The 20000-nt window shown below is 45.2% G+C and carries 20 protein-coding genes; 11 read left to right on the top strand and 9 right to left on the bottom strand.

Going from position 1 to position 20000, the window contains the following annotated elements:
• Positions 1–149: 149 nt before the first annotated feature.
• The 5 genes from mazG (at position 150) to VC82_RS02020 (ending at position 5020) form a co-directional block, all read left to right on the top strand.
• Positions 150–932 carry a nucleoside triphosphate pyrophosphohydrolase gene (gene mazG / locus VC82_RS02040; protein WP_045803183.1) on the top strand — a complete coding sequence of 261 codons (783 nt, stop codon included), beginning with the start codon at positions 150–152 and terminating at the stop codon, positions 930–932.
• A gap of 255 nt (positions 933–1187) precedes the next feature.
• Positions 1188–2558: an MATE family efflux transporter gene (locus VC82_RS02035; RefSeq protein WP_045800899.1), complete on the top strand. Its 1371-nt coding sequence runs from the start codon at positions 1188–1190 to the stop codon at positions 2556–2558.
• 4 nt (positions 2559–2562) lie between these two features.
• On the top strand, positions 2563–2790 hold the full coding sequence (locus VC82_RS02030) for a hypothetical protein (protein WP_045800898.1): 228 nt from the start codon (positions 2563–2565) through the stop codon (positions 2788–2790).
• Between the two features lie 5 nt (positions 2791–2795).
• The gene (locus VC82_RS02025; RefSeq protein ID WP_045800897.1) at positions 2796–3365 is read left to right on the top strand and encodes a phosphatase PAP2 family protein; all 570 of its coding nucleotides are present in this window, start codon (positions 2796–2798) and stop codon (positions 3363–3365) included.
• Positions 3362–5020, top strand: a complete 1659-nt coding sequence (locus tag VC82_RS02020; RefSeq protein WP_045800896.1) for an ArnT family glycosyltransferase — start codon at positions 3362–3364, stop codon at positions 5018–5020. Before VC82_RS02025 ends, VC82_RS02020 begins: the two co-directional genes overlap by 4 nt.
• Positions 5021–5199: 179 nt before the next feature.
• Here the strand turns inward: VC82_RS02020 and VC82_RS02015 are convergent, their stop codons facing one another.
• From VC82_RS02015 to VC82_RS02000, 4 genes are all read right to left on the bottom strand, one after another.
• Positions 5200–6078 carry a lysylphosphatidylglycerol synthase transmembrane domain-containing protein gene (locus VC82_RS02015; protein ID WP_045803182.1) on the bottom strand — a complete coding sequence of 293 codons (879 nt, stop codon included), beginning with the start codon at positions 6076–6078 and terminating at the stop codon, positions 5200–5202.
• Positions 6059–7021: a glycosyltransferase family 2 protein gene (locus VC82_RS02010; protein WP_045800895.1), complete on the bottom strand. Its 963-nt coding sequence runs from the start codon at positions 7019–7021 to the stop codon at positions 6059–6061. Before VC82_RS02010 ends, VC82_RS02015 begins: the two co-directional genes overlap by 20 nt.
• Before the next feature lie 209 nt (positions 7022–7230).
• Complete coding sequence (meaB, locus tag VC82_RS02005) at positions 7231–8274, bottom strand: methylmalonyl Co-A mutase-associated GTPase MeaB (RefSeq protein ID WP_045800894.1); 1044 nt, start codon at positions 8272–8274, stop codon at positions 7231–7233.
• 42 nt (positions 8275–8316) lie between these two features.
• Positions 8317–9225, bottom strand: coding sequence for an aldose epimerase family protein (locus VC82_RS02000; RefSeq protein WP_045800893.1), 909 nt, complete (start codon positions 9223–9225; stop codon positions 8317–8319).
• Positions 9226–9328: 103 nt separating this feature from the next.
• Here VC82_RS02000 and VC82_RS01995 point away from each other — a divergent pair, with 103 nt between their 5' ends.
• The 3 genes from VC82_RS01995 to VC82_RS01985 are packed head-to-tail and all read left to right on the top strand — an operon-like array spanning position 9329 to position 11877.
• Positions 9329–9874 (top strand): RNA polymerase sigma factor, encoded by a 546-nt coding sequence (locus VC82_RS01995; protein WP_045800892.1) that lies wholly within the window; start codon positions 9329–9331, stop codon positions 9872–9874.
• Positions 9858–10448: a hypothetical protein gene (locus VC82_RS01990; protein WP_045800891.1), complete on the top strand. Its 591-nt coding sequence runs from the start codon at positions 9858–9860 to the stop codon at positions 10446–10448. The genes VC82_RS01995 and VC82_RS01990 overlap by 17 nt, the downstream gene beginning before the upstream one ends.
• Complete coding sequence (locus VC82_RS01985; protein ID WP_045800890.1) at positions 10420–11877, top strand: OmpH family outer membrane protein; 1458 nt, start codon at positions 10420–10422, stop codon at positions 11875–11877. The genes VC82_RS01990 and VC82_RS01985 overlap by 29 nt, the downstream gene beginning before the upstream one ends.
• Positions 11878–11924: 47 nt before the next feature.
• Here the strand turns inward: VC82_RS01985 and msrA are convergent, their stop codons facing one another.
• The 3 genes from msrA to VC82_RS01970 all read right to left on the bottom strand — a co-directional run bounded on the left by msrA (position 11925) and on the right by VC82_RS01970 (position 13795).
• On the bottom strand, positions 11925–12602 hold the full coding sequence (gene msrA / locus VC82_RS01980; protein ID WP_045800889.1) for a peptide-methionine (S)-S-oxide reductase MsrA: 678 nt from the start codon (positions 12600–12602) through the stop codon (positions 11925–11927).
• Between the two features lie 63 nt (positions 12603–12665).
• Positions 12666–13100, bottom strand: coding sequence for a DUF1801 domain-containing protein (locus VC82_RS01975; protein ID WP_045800888.1), 435 nt, complete (start codon positions 13098–13100; stop codon positions 12666–12668).
• Between the two features lie 11 nt (positions 13101–13111).
• A complete protein-coding gene (locus VC82_RS01970; RefSeq protein WP_045803181.1) occupies positions 13112–13795 on the bottom strand; it encodes a metal-dependent hydrolase in 684 nt (227 codons plus the stop codon).
• A gap of 126 nt (positions 13796–13921) precedes the next feature.
• On the opposite strand from VC82_RS01970, the gene VC82_RS01965 reads away from it, so the two are divergent.
• The 3 genes from VC82_RS01965 to VC82_RS01955 all read left to right on the top strand — a co-directional run bounded on the left by VC82_RS01965 (position 13922) and on the right by VC82_RS01955 (position 15627).
• Positions 13922–14602, top strand: a complete 681-nt coding sequence (locus tag VC82_RS01965; protein WP_045800887.1) for a peptidoglycan DD-metalloendopeptidase family protein — start codon at positions 13922–13924, stop codon at positions 14600–14602.
• A 189-nt stretch (positions 14603–14791) separates the two neighbouring features.
• Positions 14792–15028: a dsRNA-binding motif domain-containing protein gene (locus tag VC82_RS01960; RefSeq protein WP_045800886.1), complete on the top strand. Its 237-nt coding sequence runs from the start codon at positions 14792–14794 to the stop codon at positions 15026–15028.
• A 347-nt stretch (positions 15029–15375) separates the two neighbouring features.
• Entirely contained in the window at positions 15376–15627 is a 252-nt protein-coding gene (locus VC82_RS01955; RefSeq protein WP_045800885.1) for a hypothetical protein, read from the top strand.
• Between the two features lie 156 nt (positions 15628–15783).
• Here the strand turns inward: VC82_RS01955 and VC82_RS01950 are convergent, their stop codons facing one another.
• Together VC82_RS01950 and VC82_RS01945 are read right to left on the bottom strand one after the other, a co-directional pair.
• Complete coding sequence (locus VC82_RS01950; protein WP_045800884.1) at positions 15784–17373, bottom strand: amidohydrolase family protein; 1590 nt, start codon at positions 17371–17373, stop codon at positions 15784–15786.
• A gap of 90 nt (positions 17374–17463) precedes the next feature.
• Positions 17464–19977 (bottom strand): M14 metallopeptidase family protein, encoded by a 2514-nt coding sequence (locus tag VC82_RS01945; protein ID WP_045800883.1) that lies wholly within the window; start codon positions 19975–19977, stop codon positions 17464–17466.
• Positions 19978–20000: the final 23 nt, after the last annotated feature.

The raw sequence follows: 20000 nt of genomic DNA, 5'->3' as shown, positions 1-20000 counted from the left end.
TGAATAAGCATACAAGATACAAAGTGATGCGCTTATTAAAAAAGAACTTTTATCAGTTTTTTACCAGTTGATAAGTGGGGATTTCTTTTTTGCAATTCGCTGGGGGCATTTACCTTGAGTTTGTAGCTTTGAATTTTAAGAAACAGGGTATGAACAATAGAAAAGAACAATTGAAGGCCTTTGACCGCCTTATGACCATAATGGATGATCTACGGGCCAAGTGCCCATGGGACAAAAAGCAGACCATGCAATCGCTGCGCCACCTGACCATCGAGGAAACCTACGAACTGGGCGATGCCATTCTTGATGCAGATATGCAAGAAATCAAAAAAGAACTGGGCGATCTGTTGTTGCATATTGTTTTTTACTCAAAAATCGGCTCTGAGACCGATGATTTTGACATTGCAGACGTGGCCAACGATATTTGCGAGAAATTGATCAACCGTCACCCACACATCTACGGCGATGTTACCGTAGCGAACGAACAAGAGGTAAAACAGAATTGGGAGAACATAAAGTTGAAAGAGGGCAAGAAAAGTGTGCTGCAAGGGGTGCCCACTAGTTTGCCGGCCTTGGTCAAGGCCAACCGTATTCAAGAAAAAGTGGCAGGCGTAGGCTTTGATTGGGAGCGTCCCGAACAGGTTTTCGAAAAACTGAAAGAGGAATTGGGCGAACTGCAAGAAGAGGTAAAAGCGGGGCAGACAAACCGTATCGAAGAAGAATTCGGCGATGTATTGTTTTCTATGGTCAATTACGCCCGTTTCTTGGGAGTGAACCCTGAAAATGCGCTGGAACGTACCAATAAAAAGTTCATCGAACGTTTTAAATTTTTGGAAGAAAAAGCCAAAGAAAACGGCAAGTCGTTAAAGGAAATGACACTTGCCGAAATGGATGTTTTTTGGGAGGAGGCAAAGAACAACGATAAAATGTAATGAATAGACCCCAAAGAACCGTACAATGTTCAAGGTGGCCCTGAACATGCCGGAATAATTTCCAAAATGAAACAAGCCCTTTTGGCAGCGCGGAAAGAATATGGCGATATGGATGTTGGGCATCCTGAAATGGAATCCATTCTTCAGGAGGCTTTTTCTGAAGGTTCTCAGTAGAGAATACGGCCCAAAACATTCCCACTAGGTCAATGCAACCCAACATAACACCCTATCTTTGGGGCTTTCAAAATCTGGTTTGTGTTTAAACAGTACACCAAAGAATTTGGCTATAACCTAAAACTTGCCTACCCCGTGATTTTGGGGATGTTGGGGCACACCTTTGTCGCCTTTGCCGACAATATCATGGTGGGGCAATTGGGTACGGCAGAACTGGCCGCGGTTTCATTGGGCAATAGCTTCATTTTTATTGCCATGTCGCTGGGCATCGGTTTTTCGACGGCCATTACGCCTCTAGTGGCCGAAGCTGATGGGGCGGGCAATACCTTCGACGGCAAAAGTGCCTTAAAACATGGATTGGTGCTTTGCACCTTGCTGGGGTTTTCGTTGTTCTTTGTCATGCTATTGTGCAAACCCCTGATGCACCATATGGACCAACCGCCAGAGGTGGTCGAATTGGCAATCCCTTATCTTGAATTGGTCGCCTTTTCATTGGTGCCCTTGATCATGTTCCAGGCCTTCAAACAATTTTCAGAAGGACTGTCGCAGACCAAATACCCCATGTATGCCACCATTTTGGCCAACGTCGTCAATATCACCTTAAACTACCTGCTTATTTTTGGTGCTTTGGGTTTTCCTAAGTTGGGTATCGTAGGGGCCGCAATCGGAACACTTGCATCGCGTTTCATCATGTTGTTCTTTTTTTGGTTTCTACTGAAACAAAAGAAGAAATTCAGTTTTTATGTGACCGGGTTCAACTTTGCCAAGATTGAAAGAAAGGTAATCAAAAAAATTGTGCAACTGGGGTTTCCCTCCGCCCTACAGATGTTCTTTGAGGTGGCCATTTTCACCGCCGCCATATGGCTGAGCGGTGTGCTTGGAAAAAACCCGCAAGCGGCCAACCAAATTGCCTTGAACCTTAGCAGTATGACCTTTATGGTGGGTATGGGGTTGAGTGTTGCAGCCATGGTGCGGGTGGGCATCCAAAAAGGGCTGCAAAACTTTCAGGAACTGCGCCGAATTGCACAATCGGTCTTCTTTTTGACCTTTTTGCTCGAAATCGTTTTTGCGGCGTTGTTTCTTTTGGGCCGACATTGGTTTCCCACCATCTATCTAGATCTTGACGATGTGGTCAACATGGCCGATAACACTGAGGTGATCGTACTGGCGGCGCAGTTGTTGCTTGTAGCGGCCTTTTTTCAAATCTCCGATGGTATTCAAGTGGTGGTCTTGGGGGCCCTTCGCGGGTTGCAAGATGTCAAGATTCCCACAGGGATCACTTTTATTGCCTATTGGGTAATTGGTTTTCCCATAAGCTACTATCTGGGCCTGCATACAGATTTCAAGAGCGTCGGTATCTGGATCGGACTTCTTGCCGGTCTCACTGCATCTGCCGCTTTGTTGTATCTTCGGTTCGATTATTTGACCAAACGATTAATTCAAAAAGTTTAAAACTATGGAATTGCCGAAATTCCTGTTGGGCGACAATACCGATTATCCTACTGCTATTTTTGTGGTACACACCGAGTACCCGCGATTCATCATCAATTTGGAAAATGATGAGGTCGAATGGCTCGAAGAGTTTTCAAAGGAAGATGAAAAAGAGTTGGAAGCTGAGGCCGAGAATCTCATAGAGGCGGCCACCGCCTTTTATGATAGGGAAGTTTCACGTTACGAGGAGTAGTTGTCATGCTTGAAAAACTGGTACAGCTCGATCGGCAAACCTTTCTTTTTTTAAATGGCCTGGGCACCGAAACCTGGGACGGCTTCTGGATGTTCATGACCGATACCATCAGTGCCGTACCCCTATATGCAGTACTACTGTTTTTGACCTATCGTTTTTTCGGACTCAAAAGAACGCTACTTATTTTAGTGGCCGTGGCCCTTTTGATTACCTGCACCGACCAATTATCGAATTTCTTTAAATATGGGGTACAACGTTTAAGGCCCTGCCATGACCCCGACATCAGTGGTGTCATGCGTTTGGTGAAAAGTTATTGTGGTGGCAAGTACGCCTATTTTTCTGCCCATGCGGCCAATTCGTTTGCCGTGGCATCATTCTTTGCCTTTCTGTTTCAAGGCAAAATAAGGTTTTTAAGGTTTTTTTTGATTATCTGGGCCAGTTTGGTTGCCTATAGTCGCATCTATATCGGGGTGCATTTTCCTTTGGATGTGCTGACAGGAATGTTTGTGGGCGTCTTCTTTGGCTGGGTGTTCAGCAAGTTGGCTATATTTGCCTTTTACAAATTTGGGGTATGATTTCTTCGACCAGATACTGGTTCTTGATTACTTTGGTTGTACTGGTCTACGTTGCCGGAATGTTCGTCACCCTCTTCGAAAACGATTCTGCCCAATTTGCCGTCATGGCCATGCGAATGGTGCAAGAGAACGATTTCATCAATCTTTTTAAGGGTCCCGAAGAATATCTCGACAAGCCCCATATGCATTATTGGTTGGCGGCACTCTCGTACAAGCTATTTGGCATACATGACTGGGCCTACCGTATTCCCGCCATTTTGGCAACCTTGTTGGGCGCCTACAGTTGCTACGGACTGGCAAAACTTTTTTACAACAAGGATGTGGGCAAGTTTGCGGCCTTGATCTTTATGACCGCCCAGACCATCGTGCTTTCAAATATTGATGTTCGTACCGATGCAGTGCTGACCGGTTTTACCATTTTTTCCATTTGGCAACTGGTGGCCTATGTGGAAAAGAATAAATTATGGCACATTCTTCTAGGGGCTTTTGGTGCCGGCATGGCCTTTTCGACCAAGGGGCAAATAGCCCTGTTGGTCATCGGAATTTGTTTGCTCTGCCATCTTGCCTATACCCGAAAATGGCAGGTTTTGTTCAGCTATAAGGTGCTATTGGCACTTTTGGTGTTCGCCCTTACCATAGCTCCCATGCTGTACGCCTATTACCAGCAGTTTGATCTGCACCCCGAGAAAGTGATTCGTGGCAAGAACAACCGAAGCGGCATCTTCTTTATTTTTTGGGAACAGAGCTTTGAGCGCCTGAGTGGTGAAGGGGTGGGCAAAAACAGCAACGATTACTTTTTCTTTTTCCACACCTTTTTGTGGGTGTTCTTGCCGTGGACGGTCTTGGGACTGGCAGCCTATTGGTTACGCGCCAAAACCTTTATAAAAAATGACCTCAATTATAGGGGCGACTATCAGTTTATGACAGTTGCCGGCATTGCACTCATTTTCTTTATCATCAGCTTTGCCCAATTTAAGCTGCCGCATTATCTTAATGTGATCATTCCCTTGTTTTCAATTCTGACCGCGTCTTACGTGTACAGTTTGCACCGACAGACCAATCATAAAACAATCAAGATATTGTTGGTTGTACAGTACTTTATTTTGAGTGTTGTCTTTATCTTTTCTTTGCTCGTTTGTTTTCATGTATTCAAATTTCAGAACCCTGCGGCCTACATTATACTGATTGCAACGCTTTTGGTCATCATTTACTTCTGCTTGAAGCAAGAAGCATATTACCTGCGTATCGTTACCCTTTCGGTGTACGCCTCGCTATTGCTCAATGGGGTTATGAACATGCATTTTTACCCAGAACTGTTGAAGTATCAGGCGGGTTCGACCATGGCCCAAAAAGTGAAGGAATTTGATATTCCCGTGGATAACATCTATAAAATATCGGAACGGCATACATGGGCGCTGGACTTTTACAACAAAAACCCGGTCAACATTACAACAATGGCCAATTTGCCCAAAATGAACGATGTGTGGGTCTACCTCAGTGACGAGGAACTTGGGAAACTTCGAGAGGCCGATCTTGAGTGGGACAAGCAGATAACGGTCGATAATTTCCGCATTACACGATTGCAGCTTAAGTTCTTGGAGCCCAGTACACGGCACAAAGTGCTCAAAAAGATGCATTTGGTGCATATCTATTGATTAGAGTCTTCCCAAGGTTTCCTTGCAATGCTATTGTGTCAGGTCGTCCCGATAATTATCGGGAGCAGTCTAGACCTTATTTTAATATGGTTGCATTTTCGCATAAACCCCTCGACTGCGCTCTAGTTGACAAACCTAAATATTTAATTATTGAAGAGTTGACAATGAGTGTTGGATTTTCATTGGGAACCTGATGTTTCCAATTTTGGTTTCTTGAAATGATAGAAAATACCCAGTAGCGATACCAAGGCCGTTATCAAGAAAAAGACCATGCTTATGGCAATGGAGGCACTGGCCACCAACCCCAGCCATTTGGCGCCATAGAGAAAGGTAACCTCACGGCTGCCGATACCACCGATGGTCAACGGCAAAACGGAAACAATGGAGGAAATCAAAAAGATAAACAGGTAGGCCAAGGTGTTCCCGTCAATTGACAGTGCTGTTAAGATGAATAGAACCGCTATCAATTGTGCTGCCTGCAATAGTGCAGAATAGCCAATTGACCCCCAAAAGACTTTTAGCACGTAGGGAAATATTTTTTTGTTCAAACCCCAAAAAACACCCATGCTCAACGGAATGGCCAAAGCAAATACCCAATGAAACCCTTTGAACGCGTCGGCCTCTAAAAACAGGGCGAGGGCGCATGCATAAATAAAGATCAATAGCATGCCGCTCAAACGGTCAAGCAGCAGCACCGACACAACTCTTTTGGTACCAGGCTGAAAGGTTTTTTGTATGAGGTAGCCCTTATAGGCATCGCCCCCGATGCCTCCTGGCAAAAAGAGGTTGTAGAACATACCCAGCAGATAGAGTTTAAAGTTGCTCTTTTGGGTCAATGGGGCACCGATTACATGAAAATAAAGATTGAGACGCAAAGCGTTCAGCACTTTTGATACGATGAAGAGAACCAACGCCAAAAACAGGTAAAACAGATCAGACCTTTTGATAACGGCCACCACTTCTGCAAGGTCAATCTTGGTAAAGATGAAATAGATCAGTGCTGCACTGATCAAGATTTTGAGGGCGGTCAAAAGTCTTTTACGCAGCTTTTCCGTCACCAATGCTGATTTTTTTGATTCTGTAAGGTCGTTTTTGCTGCGATTCGTAGTAGGTTCTGATCAGCAGTTCCATCACAATGCCTATGGTGAACAATTGTATGCCCCCCAAGATGAACATCATACCAAAGATTAGCAGGGGCCGGCTACCGATATCCTCGCCAAAACCAAGTTTTACGATCAATAAATAGATGTTTATGAAGATTCCGAGTATGATGAGCAACACCCCGAAAATCCCGAAAAGGTGTATGGGCCGCTGAAAATATTTTCTAATGAACAGCAAGAGCATCATATCGGCAACCACTTTGAAAACCCTTTCAAGTCCGTATTTCGATTTTCCCGCGTGGCGTGCATGGTGTTTGACATTCACTTGTTTTATCTGGGCCCCTTCCAAATAGGCAAGTAGGGTAATAAAGCGGTGCATCTCACCATAGAGATTAAGGCCCTTGGCGATGTCTTTGGTAAATACTTTCAGGGCGCACCCGTTGTCTTTGATATCCAGTTTGGTGACGCGCCTCACCAAGAAATTGGCAATCTTTGACGGTATTTTCTTAACAAGCGAATCCTTTCTTTTTTGCCGTATGCCGGTAATCAGATCGTATTCGCCCGCTACTGCATGGGCCAGCATTTGTGGTATATCAGAAGGGTCGTTCTGCAAATCACCGTCCATGGTAATGATATAGTCGCCCGTGGCATAATCCATTCCTGCCGCCAGGGCCAAGCTTTGCCCATAATTCTTCTTCAACTCGATCAAATGAACCCTTTTGTCATCCATATCCTTGACCACCTTTCGGGTATTGTCGGTCGAAAAGTCATCTACGTAAACAATCTGATAGTTATAACCGGGCAGGCTTTCGTGTATTTTTTTGGTAAGTAGCACCACATTGTCCTGTTCATTGTAAAGGGGCACTACTATTGACAAAAAAGAATTGGTGATTGGTTTCATGTTAGGGTCGTCTTCGCGGCAAATTTACCTTTTTTTTCTAGGTTCGAAGCTCAAGGCCCAGAGGTTTCAGGCTACAGCCTTCCGTATAGGGTTTTGAAATTTGGAATTTAAGGTTTGTAGCCTTGTTCTTTATTGGAAACGAATTTCACGAATAACCACGAATTGTTTGTTTTAAGTCTTGCGAACAACGATTGCCGACTGTTCACTGCTTACTGCCTATACTCAGCAAACAACTTTCGAATGGCGTGTGATGGGGCCATTTTGCCCTTTTCGACCATTGAAAGGTATTTCTTGAGAAGGCTTTTTGATGATTGGCCAGAATAGAATTGCCTCTTAAGATGTTCATCGACCCCCTGCAAAAACCAGTTTTTTCTCTGGCGCACCCTGTTGTCTACGAACGAACCATTTTGCTTTGTCAATGCAACAAAGTCTTTTATCAATTGCCATATTTCTATAATGCCCTTGTTTTCAGTAGCTGAACAGGTCAGCACCTTTGGGGTCCATTCGTTTTTCTTTGGGGGATATAGGTGCAGGGCCCTTGTAAACTCTGTCTTTGCCCAGTTTGCCTGTTCTTCATTTGGGCCATCGGCCTTGTTGATCACAATGGCATCTGCCATTTCAATGATGCCCCGTTTTATGCCCTGTAATTCATCGCCACTGCCGGCAAGTTTCAACAAAAGGAAAAAATCGACCATACCATGTACGGCCGTTTCACTTTGGCCCACACCGACCGTTTCTACCAAAATGATGTCGTGTCCTGCCGCCTCGCAGAGGATCATGGCCTCCCTCGTCTTTTGTGCCACACCACCAAGCGAGTCACCCGCAGGGGAGGGGCGTATAAATGCATTGGGATCTCTGGCAAGGGTCTGCATGCGGGTCTTGTCACCCAAGATGCTGCCCTTGCTCAACGAACTGGAGGGATCCACCGCCAAAACCGCTACCTTTTTACCCTTTTCTGTGAGCATTTTGCCAAACACCTCGATAAAGGTACTCTTGCCGACACCGGGTACGCCCGTTATGCCGATGCGTACACTATGACTCTTTTTTGAGAGACATTTTTCGATAATGGCCTCAGCTTTTTGAAGGTGTTCTTGGGCCGAGCTTTCGACCAGTGTAATGGCCCGTGCCAAAGCAGTTTTGTCGCCCTTGAAAATACCATCGACCAAGTGGTCGACTGAAAGGGCCTGCTCTCTAAGCCGCTTGATTTTTGATATGTTCTCTTTGGATGCTATTTGTGGTACTTTTTTAAACAAAAAATTCTTTGCCGGTACTAAGGTAACAAGTTTGGGTTCAAGTCAAGAACAGCGGCCAAACGCAAGTTTCGTTTCGTTTCGATATACGTCTCCCGGTCGCAGCACTGCAGACGGAAAATGCCTATGGTTTGGCGCATCGGGAAAATTTTGGGTCTCAAAACAAATACCCGAAAACCGTTTTGGCGTATACACCACCATAGCCGGTTGGTCGGTGGCAACGCCCATTGTAATGCCCGAAACGGTAGAGGTCAATTCAGCGGCAAACCCTTTGTTGTTCTCAAGCACCATGGGCGTATCAAACAGCGGTTCTCCAATAGGTCGTTCCATACGAAAGTCGTAAGATGTATTACTGACCGACAAGATGTTTCCTGTGGGCAGCAAGTTTGCATGGGTTTCCAAAAAAGACATGCTGTTCAGTTTCAACAGATGTTCGGCAATGGTAGGGGCACTGTCCAACTTAAAATAGGAGTGGTTGGTGAGGTTGACTATCGTTGTTTTATCAGTAGTCGCCGAATAGGTAATGTGCAGGGCGTTCTCTATCAATTGATAACGAATGCTGGCCTTGAGGTTGCCCGGGTAGCCCTCTTCCATATCTTTGCTCAGATAGGTGAGCTCAATAAAAGGGTGCTGGCCCTCGTCAATTTGGGTAATCTGCCAGTATTTCTTTTGAAATCCTTCTTTGCCGCCATGTAAATGCACCCCGTTTTTGTGGTGCAGTGGGTAAAACGTACCTTCAAGTTCAAATCCCTTCCCAGAAATTCTTCCTGCAAATCTGCCCACCGAGGCCCCAAGACAGTACTGGTCTGCTAGGTAATCGGTAGGTCGGTGGAATCCGACCACCACATTGCGCTTTTTTCCGAATGCATCAGGCACCCAAAGCTCTTGTATCAAAGCACCGTAATCGAGTACCTTTAGCGCAATGACCCCATTATTTAAAGTAACTTGCTTCAAGAAATATTGTTAAAAAGGGCCTAAAAATAATCTTTTTTGCAACGCTGCTTTTTTTTGGTCGTCCTTTAAGTGTGCAACAACTGAACAAACCCGAAAACTGACCATGTTACAGGTTGAACTTGTAGAACGATGTAAGGCAAACGATAGGAAGGCCCAGATGGACCTGTACCGAAAATATGCCGAAGGAATGTTCTGTGTGGCCATGCGTTTTTTGGGTAACGAGCACGACGCTGAGGACATATTGCAAGAATCGTTTGTCAAGGCTTTTCAACGCATCGAACAATACAGGGGCGAGGTGTCTTTCGGGGCGTGGTTAAAGCGAATAGTGGTCAACGGAAGCATTGACTTTCTCAAGACAAAAAAAATGAATTCGATAGCATTGAACGAGGGGTATATGAGGGTTGCAGACGAGCAGGAGGACTGGACGGTGAGCGATGGGGTATCGCTAGATAAGGTTAAACAGGCCATAAACCGACTGCCCGAGAAGTATCGATATGTGGTACAATTGTTTTTGGTGGAAGGATATGACCATAACGAGATTGCAGAAATACTCAATATTACCGAGACCACTTCGAGAACACGGTTATTGCGCGGAAAAGGATACATAAAAGAAATGCTCAAAGACAAAAGTTATGGCACAGGATCTTAAAAAACTTTTTGAGGAAGAACGAAAAAAACAAGCCTTCAACATGAGGGATGGGCACGAAGAGCGGTTCTTCGACAAACTGGAAGCCGCCATGCCCCAAACCAAAAAACGAAACCCTATGGTTTGGCTTCAGATCGCGGCTACTGTCGTGGTGTTGATAGGTGTCGGTGCGTTTCTCTTTACGCGAAACAGTGCCAGTGATAATATAAAGACCACCACGGTCGACCGGGCAAATACAGAACAAGCACAGCCAAACATTTCGTTGGGCGACCTTTCGCCCGATCTGCAAAAGGTAGAGGCCTACTATGTGGCCAATATCAATATGGAGTTGGCCAGTTTAGATGTCTCCGACGAAAACAAGGCCTTGGTCGATGGCTATATGGAGCAGTTGGCCGAACTGGATGCGGAATATAAAAAACTGAACCAAGAACTGAACGAAGTGGGCCCCAATGACCAGACCATAACGGCACTGATAAAAAACCTACAGCTCAGATTACAGTTACTGCAAAAATTGAAAACAAAGTTGAACCAATTAAAATCATCAAAAAATGAACAGCAATCGAATCATATTATCTAACTTTTTGGGGGTTGTCTTCTTGGCAGCATCCGGGCTCACTGCCCAAAAACAATCGAAGACCTACAAAGAGACCTTCAATGTAGGCGATGAAGCCGTGCTTGAAATTAATACCACGCACACCGACATCGAATTTGAAACATGGGACAAAAACCAGGTCGAAATCACTGCCGTGGTCGAATTTGAGGGTGCGTCTGACGAGGAGGCAAAAAAGTATTTTGACCGCCCGCCTATCGAGATCAAGGGCAACAGCCGTGAAATTGAGGTGAGTACCCTAGGTAAAAACTCATGGGCGTATTCATTCAGGGGAGAGAATTTTAATTTTGTCGTTCCTGATGTGGAGCCCCTCTTTTTGGATCTTGAAATACCCGAATTGCCCGAAATGCCCGAATTGGCGGTGATGCCCAAAATGCCCCCCATGCCACCAATGCCCCCCATGCCATTCAAGGATTTTGATTATAAGGCCTATCAAAAAGATGGCGACAAATACCTGAAAAAATGGAAAAAGGAATTCGACAAGAATTTTGACGAAGAGTATCGGGAGCGTTTTGAGGAATGGAGCGAAGAGATGAAAGAGCGTTCCAAAGAGATGAAACAACGCCTTGAAGAACGCAAAGAAGAGCGCGAAAAGGCCATGGAGGAAATAAGGGCCGCCCGCGAGGAACAGCGTCAGGCTTTGCAAGAGCAGCGTGAAGCCCTCAGGGAGCAGCGACAAGACATTCGTGAACAAATTCGTGAAGAGCAGCGAAATGTCATTATTTCAAGGCAAAAAGGCGAGGCGCCCGATGTGTTTTTCTTTCCATCCGATGGGGAGAGCAAAAAATACAAGATCAAAAAAACAATTAAGATAAAAATGCCGAAATCGGTCAAACTGAAAATGAACGTACGGCACGGTGAGGTGAAATTGGCAGCGACCACCAAGAACATCAACGCAAGCTTGCAATATGCAAGCTTGCTTGCCGCTACCATCGACGGGGAGCAAACCAACATAAGGGCTTCTTATACCCCTGTGGTAGTAGAAAAATGGCGGCTGGGCGACCTAAAGACCGATTACGCAGACCTCGTTAGTTTGAAAGAGGTTGACGACCTAGTGCTTATCGCGAACTCTTCGAGTATCATCATCGACAAAGTGAACGACAGGGCCTATGTCACCAATCATTTGGGTGATTTGGCCATCAACGCCATTTCAAACGGTTTCTCTGATGTAAACGTGACGGTCAAAAATGGTGAGTTTAGCTGCAACCTGCCCAAAACAGCGGTCTCATTGCATTTAGACGGTACAAAGTCAACCATCAGTTACCCTTCAGGGTTGAAGATGAGCCGTATTAATAATGCCAATCTGGTGACCCATGAGGGTTATTTGCTGAAACCGGATTCGGGCAAGACCATTACCGTAAACTCGAAATACAGTGAGGTGGTTTTGAAGGACTAGACCGCAAAAAGGCGTCCCAATTCAAGCACCTTTCTTTCCAAGTCCTGCTAATGCGTCCCTTCCTTTAAAAAAGACTGAAAATTTTTCTTGAAACGGTTCAATCGTGGAATCGATACGGCCCGAATGTAAGGGTTGTTTGGATTTTTTCGCTCATAATCTTGATGGTATTTCTCGGCCTTCCAAAACTTGTCGAATTTTGTCACTTCGGTGACAATCGGCCGGTCATAGACCTTTTCTTGTTCCAATTGGGCAATATAATCTTCAATGATTTTCTTTTCCTCCGTATTCTTATAAAAAGCGATGGAACGGTACTGCGGACCCCTATCGGGGCCTTGTCTGTTTAACGAAGTAGGATCGTGCGAACCAAAGAATACCTGCACCAACTGTTGAAAAGTAATGGTCTTTGGGTCGTAATAGACCTGAACCGCCTCGGCATGACTGGTTCGGCCATAGGCCACATCTTCGTAGGTGGGGTTGGTCTCGGTGCCACCCGAATAGCCTGAGAACACCTCTTTTACGCCCTTGACACTTTCAAAAATGGCCTCTACGCACCAAAAGCAGCCACTGGCAAAGTAGGCCGTCTCGTATTGTTGCAATTGTTCTGCCGTTAGCGACGTTTTTTCTGTTTTTGCCTCCACAACCATTTCAGACTGCTTCTCCGTCTTTTTGGGTTGGCAACTGAACGAGATCAGTAGGGCCATTGCCATGAGTGTGCTTCGTGTCATAGGTGGTATTTTCTAATTAGTAGGATGCTGTCGGTAATCATAACAAGTCATTTTTCATAAGTATCACAAACCCAGCTGCGGCATTTTCTTCACTTTATGGTAGGTCAGGCCCGCCACAATACAGCACTTCAATTCACTCTTTGGCAATGGATTGTCCATTTCAAATATAATGGCCCGATCGCCCTCGAACGTAAACACTTGGTCGTACACCTTTTTAAAGAAGGGCACCAACTTGCTCGTGCATTTAAAATAGATGGCATATTGATTTCGTTTTTTGGGCTTCCAGTAAATTCGTATGGTACTCCCGTTTTTGGTAAGGTAACTGGGCTCGCCCCACTTTAGGGTTTCTTCCAATTTGGCAATGCCCTCCGTTTCCTGGGCAGCTTCGAGTATCAATTTTCTGAGGCTTTCCATTTTGGGCCGCACAAAATCTGGATAACCAGCAAACACGGCTTTTACCTCTGGTGATGAGACTATCTTAAACGTGTCCACATGCATATGGTCGTATATTAAATAGTTATGGTGCCCCCAATATTGGGTAGCAGCAATATCTTACCCTTGGATGAAAAATAGGTCTGTGCCCGTTCTTTGTCGATTTCGATGGGTGGGAAGGTATCGTAATGACAGCCAATGACCTTGTCACACTTTACAAAATCAGCTGCTAGTGCAGCGTCTTCATAGCCCATGGTAAAATTGTCGCCAATGGGCAATATGGCCAAATCGATGCGATGGCCCATATCGGGAATCAATTTCATGTCCATGGTAAGGGCCGTATCGCCTGCAATATAGATACATTTGTCGCCGGCGGTGATGACAAATCCGCCTGGGTTACCACCGTACGAACCGTCGGGAAGCACACTAGAGTGAATGGCATTTACGTATTTTACCGTTCCGAAATCAAAAGAAACCTTTCCCCCGTGGTTAAGCGGATGCCCCTTGAGCCCTTTCTGGCCAAACCATTCGATGATCTCGTAATTTGAGACCAATGTGGCTTTCGGATTGTTGTTTGCAATGGCCTCTACATCGAGCACATGGTCTTGGTGACCGTGGGTAATCAAGATGTAATCGGCTTTCAAAGAGTTGATTTTTATGTTTTTCGCCAATTCGTTGCCATTGATAAAGGGGTCGACTATCAGGTGGGTGCCATTAATTTCAATATGAAAGCAAGCATGGCCTAAATAGGTAATTTTCATCGTTTTATAATTTGATAATTCGACATTGCTATTTGCAGCCCTTAATTTAATCAAACTGACAATGAAACACACAATTTTTGGCATAACAATCCTATCTTTAAAATCAACTTTGTTAGCGTGAACACGATGTCTGTTGAAGATTTATTTGCAGATGGTTTTGGTAAAAACAAACCAGTCTTGCCATTGGATGGGGCCATCCCTTTTGAAAAATATTGCCCAATAGATTTATCAGTGGAAAACAAAAAGTTGGAGAATGTGGCCCTTTCCAATCCTGAGGCATGTCAACGGTATATTGATGCTGTTCTGAAAAGAAACAATGCACAGGTGGCCTATGGTGGATATCTTGAAAAAAGGAATCTCTATGCCAATTCTGGAAGATTTTCAGAAGGGGAGGTGCGCGACATACACTTGGGAGTGGATTTTTGGTGCGAGGCGGGTACCAAGGTCGTGGTGCCTTTTGGGGGTATGGTTCACAGTTTTAAAAATAATGCGGACAAGGGCAATTATGGCCCGACCATTATTCTTGAGCACCATTTGCCCCAAGGAGTTGTTTTTTACAGCCTTTATGGACACTTGTCTGTTGAATCGCTGTCTGGGCTTTTTAAGGGAAAACCATTTGCCAAAGGCGAGGTGCTTGCCTATCTCGGCACAACTGATATCAATGTCAACTATGCGCCCCACCTGCATTTTCAATTGATTCTAGACCTTCAGGGGTGCCAAGGTGATTATCCCGGGGTTTGCAGTGCAGAAAAAATCGCATTTTATCAAAAAAACTGTCCCGATCCGGCCCTATTCTTCCAACTATAGGCCTTTACATGTTCGATGAACGGTACGCTATTTCGATATGTTGTCAGGTGGCCCAAAAACGGTCATCGATACTTTTTTACACTTCATCGTTTTCAAGGTTTTTAATCGATAAAATCAGCGTCAAAGCGAGTTAAATCGCTACTGGCTATGGGCCTGGGGTAATTTTATATCAGTAAAAGACCCCAAGTCATGAAAGCAATCTTAACCATTATCGCAATAGTTTTCTTCGGAGTTATAGCCTCTGCACAAGAAGCAAAGGGCACAGCGGTTGAGAATGCGGTTCAGACCATCACCGTTGAGAAAGTAGAGACCAAAAAGATTTTCAAGAAACGCCATAAAGTATCAAGGCTTTATATGTTCAAGAATTCTAGGGTCAAAAAAGAGCTTTCTTTCAGAACCAAGAGAAACCGCGCCAAATTGGCCTAACCTTGCACTATGATACTTTTATTGCTATCGATTTTTTTGACCTGCAGCCTATTTATTGTTGCTACTATTTTTATTGGCTATAGATTGGCCAAGCAGACCATAGACCAATAACCTTGGTTACATATTAGGTCAAAAGACTTTCTTTTGACGAATTTCAGATTTCCGATACTTCGGTCAAATACCTTTTTGGCCGATTAAGTGTAAAACGGCCCCTTGCCGTTTATCGATGTTTGCTTCCACTTTGTCCGAGATTGCGACAGATACCGAAAAATAAGGGGTTTTCAGCGATTCATTCCGTGGTTGAAATACACCTGCCCGTTTTAATAATAAAGACAAAATAAAACATCATGAAAGCAATCATCACCATCATCTTAGTAGTTTTCTTCGGAACTTTCGCTTTTGCCCAAGATGCCAAAACAGAGGTTAAGGTCGATACTTTTGAAATGGGTGTTGTACTTTCAGAAAATGTTTCTGAGGTTTCTTTTGAAATTGAAATCAACAACGACAACGAAACTGCCCGTCTTTACAAGTTCAAAAATTCTAGAGTTAAAAAGGCGTTGGTATTCGCTACCAAAAGAAGCGCCTCTAAACTTGCTTAATCAATTGGGCTTGTCTCCCTTGGGATACACTTGTTTTTGATGATTGGATATGAATTATAAGAATTAGCCCCGATTTTTTTTTTGAGATTTGAATTTGGGGCTTGGAATGTTACGCCATGCTATACAACGAAACCTACCTTTCTTTAACGGTGACCCTTAATTTTTTATACCAGGTTGCAATATTTTGTAACCTGTTGTTTGTTTCTGCTTCGCTACTACTTTCTTTACGTCTTGCAAGAGCCGTTTGGCATCGTAAATAATGCCGTCTTTTATGGTGTATTTTACACCTCCGACCCGAACAACCTTATTGTCTTCGGTCAATTTGATGGCCCCGGTGCCATATAGAACCTTTAGATTTTTGAGGGGATTTTCTTCGACGATCACAAAATCGGCCAATTTGCCGACGGCGACCGTTCCAATTTTGTCATCGATGCCCAAAGCTTCGGCACCATTCAAGGTAGCGGCCCTGATGACCTCCAATGGGTGAAAACCTGCCTCTCGCAGCAACTCCAATTCGCGCACATAGGCAAAGCCGTACAGCTGAAATATGAAGCCCGAATCAGACCCTGCCGTAACGCGGCCACCCCGGTTTTTATATTCGTTTACAAAGGTCATCCAAAGTTTGTAATTCTCACGCCAGGCCACCTCTTGTTCGGTGCCCCAATCGTGCCAGTACGAACCATGGCTGATCTTGCTGGGCTGATAAAACTCCCAAAGCGATGGCAGTGTGTAGTCTTCGTGCCATTCGGCCCTGCGTGCCCGGTGCAGGTCGCGACTGGCCTCGTAGATGTTGAAGGTGGGATCTAGGGTGAAATCAAGGCTGATAAGCTCGTCCATAACCTGGTTCCAATGCTCTGAGAACGGTTTTGCGGCCTGTTTCCAGAGTTTTCCCGCCTCCTCGAAGCGGTGTTGCTCGTTCTGATAGTTATAGTCCAGTGGATAGTCTTGCACCGTTCGGTCTTCAAAAAGGGCCTCCGGCAGGCCATACCAGTGCTCCATAGAGGTGAGACCGGCACGGGCAGAGTGCAGTACGTTCCAACGGGCCACATCCAATTGGGCATGGTGGCAGGCTGAGCGCAGTCCTAATTTTTTGTTCTCATCCAATGCAGCGGCCATTATTTCAGGGGGTGCCCCAAAAAACTTGATGCCATCGGCACCTCTTTCGGCATTGGCCCGTACCCACCTGCGTGCCTGTTCAGGGGTACTGATGGGCGCGTCGTTCAGGGGGTTGAAATCCTTTGTTTTTTGCCCAAAACCGGTGTAGGCAAAGATTCGTGGGGCGATAATTTCGTTCTTTTCGCTCTTCCGTTTTAAATCCAAGGTCCAATCGATGCCCCTGCCACTGGGTTCCCGTACGGTGGTGATGCCATGCCCCATCCACAGTTTAAAGACATAATCGTAATCGGCCCCTTGGGCCACCCCGCCAATATGCCCGTGCATATCAACAAAACCGGGCAATAGATACATGCCCGTGCAGTCCAATTCCTTGCCGCCCTCTTTCAATTGCGGTCTTTTGGCATCATCGATTTCAACACCGGGATATCCCACGACCTGAACGCTTACAATTTTGTTGTTCTCCACAACAATATCGACAGGCCCACGTGGTGGCGCCCCATTACCATTGATAAGGGTCACCCCGCGAATGATCAGTTGACCAAAGGGCCCTTCGCCCAGTTTTTCTTGACAAAGACCGGCAAAAGCAAATGATATGGCCAAAAAGAATAGAAAGAGTTTTTTTGTTTTCATAGTGTTCTGTATTGGTTCAAACCCCCAGCGCCCCCCGCAATTGGCGGCCACTTGCCCTTGTCTGAAATGAGGGGTTTTGGCTTTTTCTCATTATTCGGGAACCCTTATTTTATCACCTAAAAACAGGGCATTCAAGAACAGTCGGTTGGTACCGTACCATGAGCCCCTGAAATTCGGGTTATCGGCAAACATGACCACTCGGCCGCCTCCCAGTTTGCTCACTATAAGTGAAGCAGCGGGTTTTAGATAGGTTTCCATGTTTTTTTCGGTGATGAAACCATCGATATGGGGATTATTGGCGTATTTGGCCACTGTGGCATATTCGTTTTTACTGGGGGCCAACCACACCGAATTATTTTTGTAAACAGGAATGGTTTGATCTCGATATCCAAAGGCCAAGGGGTGGGTAGTGTCTAAATCCACTTTTAAGATGACTCCCCCAACTTCTTCCTTGCCGATATTTTCTGGTGCGTCGACGTAGGGCTTTCTCTCAACGGTTTTGGTAGAATCCTTTTCCTCTGCGATTAGTTTTTCCTTGACCAACTTTTTGTCAATGGCCCACTTTGAGGCCCTGCCAATGGTAATCAAGGTATTTCCCTTGCTGACCCAATCCTTTATTTTTTTCAGTTGGTTCTCACTCCATGAATACCTTCCAGAGACCATGACCAAGGTGTTGTACTTATCGAGGTCGGCGCGGTTGAAATTTCGCATGGGTATTTTGGTAATGGGCATGTGTACCCTAGTGTCGAGCAAATGCCAGACTTCGCCTGCCTCATATGAACTTACGCCATCGCCGATCAACATGGCCGCCTTGGGCTCTGTAAGAGGAGACACGTAGCGGCTTCCCAAATCGATGCCCTTAATATTGTAACCCGTATCAACGGCAAACATCGATACCTTAAACTTTTGCTGCGCCTGCTTTACCAAGGAATAGATTTCGTCTGCATCCTTTTTTTGTAAACTTACCGGCACTACCAAGGCGCCATAATTGAAACTTTTGTTGCCCTCGGTGGTTTTGGCCATAAAGGGCTTGAAGGAAGACGACAGAACCAACCCGTTCGATTGCAGGTGGTTCAAAGCGGCAACGGCATTGTAATCGTCATAGTCTATGATGTAGGCATAATCACTCTTTTTTACGGGGGTAACTTCGACCAAGCCATTTAGATCGGTAACTTTTTCGCCGAGATTCAAGTTATTGACCGGCCGGTATTTCATGTTATAAAAGTTCGCTACCGACCAAGCAGAGGCATCATAATAGACACTATCCCGGTATTTGTCGTAGGTTTCAAAAAAGGTCTGTACCATTCGATATTGGGGTTGGTCGGTCGGTACCACAAACCCATCGCCCGAACGATATACATCTACTTTGTGCAGCAATAGCTTGTCGATAAAGGCTTTTACGCGGTTTTGATCATAGAAATCTTTGAACGAGTAACCTTTGATCCTGCCCTTGGCAGCGTTGCTCAAGGCACTTTTGAAGAATTTTTGCTGATATTTTCGCAACGTTTCTTTGTTTTCAACGGCAGCCTTTACGGTGGCCATACTGGAAACGTACTGGTTTCTAATGGTAAACGGAAAGGTAATTTCGCCAAAGGCCGTCTTTTGCTTGTGCCCCCTAGAACTGGCTTGTTCAAAAAGTAGTCCAAGTCCGCCCTGCAGATCGGGATAAGATGAGCCGTAACCTGGATAGGTGCCGTCAAAAACCTCTTTGGTGAAATAAAAAGATCCGATACTATCGAGTGATTTTGCAAAATATTCCCCGAAAAGATTGTTGAGGTCCACATAGTTTTCTTTGGGCATTATAGGATTCAAAGAGCCATTGTCTTTCATGGGTTCGAAAAAATAGCTGCTTTGGGTACCCATTTCATGGAAATCAGTAACAACATTCGGATACCATTCATGGTACCAGGCCAATTTGCCCCTGCTTTCGGGGTTTATGCCCAAAAGCCAGTCGCGGTTCAGGTCGAACCAGTAATGATTGGTGCGCCCCCTGGGCCAATATTCGTTGTGCTCGGCATCTTGTGGATCGGCCACCAACGGATTGCCCTGATAGGTGTTGGCCCATTGCGTGTGTCGGTCACGGCCATCTGGGTTAATGGTAGGATCGATCATGATGACCCCATTTTTCAGATAGTTCAACACTTCAGGATGGTTGGATGCCGTAAGGGTGTAGGCTGTCAGCAAAGCCGCTTCTGAACTGGAGGGTTCGTTGCCATGAACATTATAGCCCAAATTGATGAAGATGGGCACTACACCATAGTTGGAAACATTTTGGTTCGGGTCGGTAAATGCCAGATGCTTTTCTTTGATGGAAGATAGATTTGCCAAATTGTTGGGGTCTGTCACCGTTAAGATGACCAATTTTCTGCCCTCGTGGGTCTTGCCATATTGGTGGATCGAAGCCCGGTTCGATACCTCGGCCAATTTGGTCAAATATGCCACGATCAAATCGTGGCGCGTGTGGTGCTCGCCAATACCGTAGCCCAAAAATTCTTCTGGGGAGGGAACATCGGGATCAAAGGGGTGGTACTTTTTGAAATAATAATCTTGTGCAGAAAGCTGTGCGGTGATGAACATCACCGCAAAAAGAATTTTTTTTATCATTTCTCAGGAAGGTTTTTAATGAC

Origin of the sequence: Flagellimonas lutaonensis (assembly GCF_000963865.1) — a bacterium.
Taxonomy (GTDB): Bacteria; Bacteroidota; Bacteroidia; order Flavobacteriales; family Flavobacteriaceae; genus Flagellimonas_A; species Flagellimonas_A lutaonensis.
This window is presented reverse-complemented; position numbering and strand designations above follow the sequence as displayed.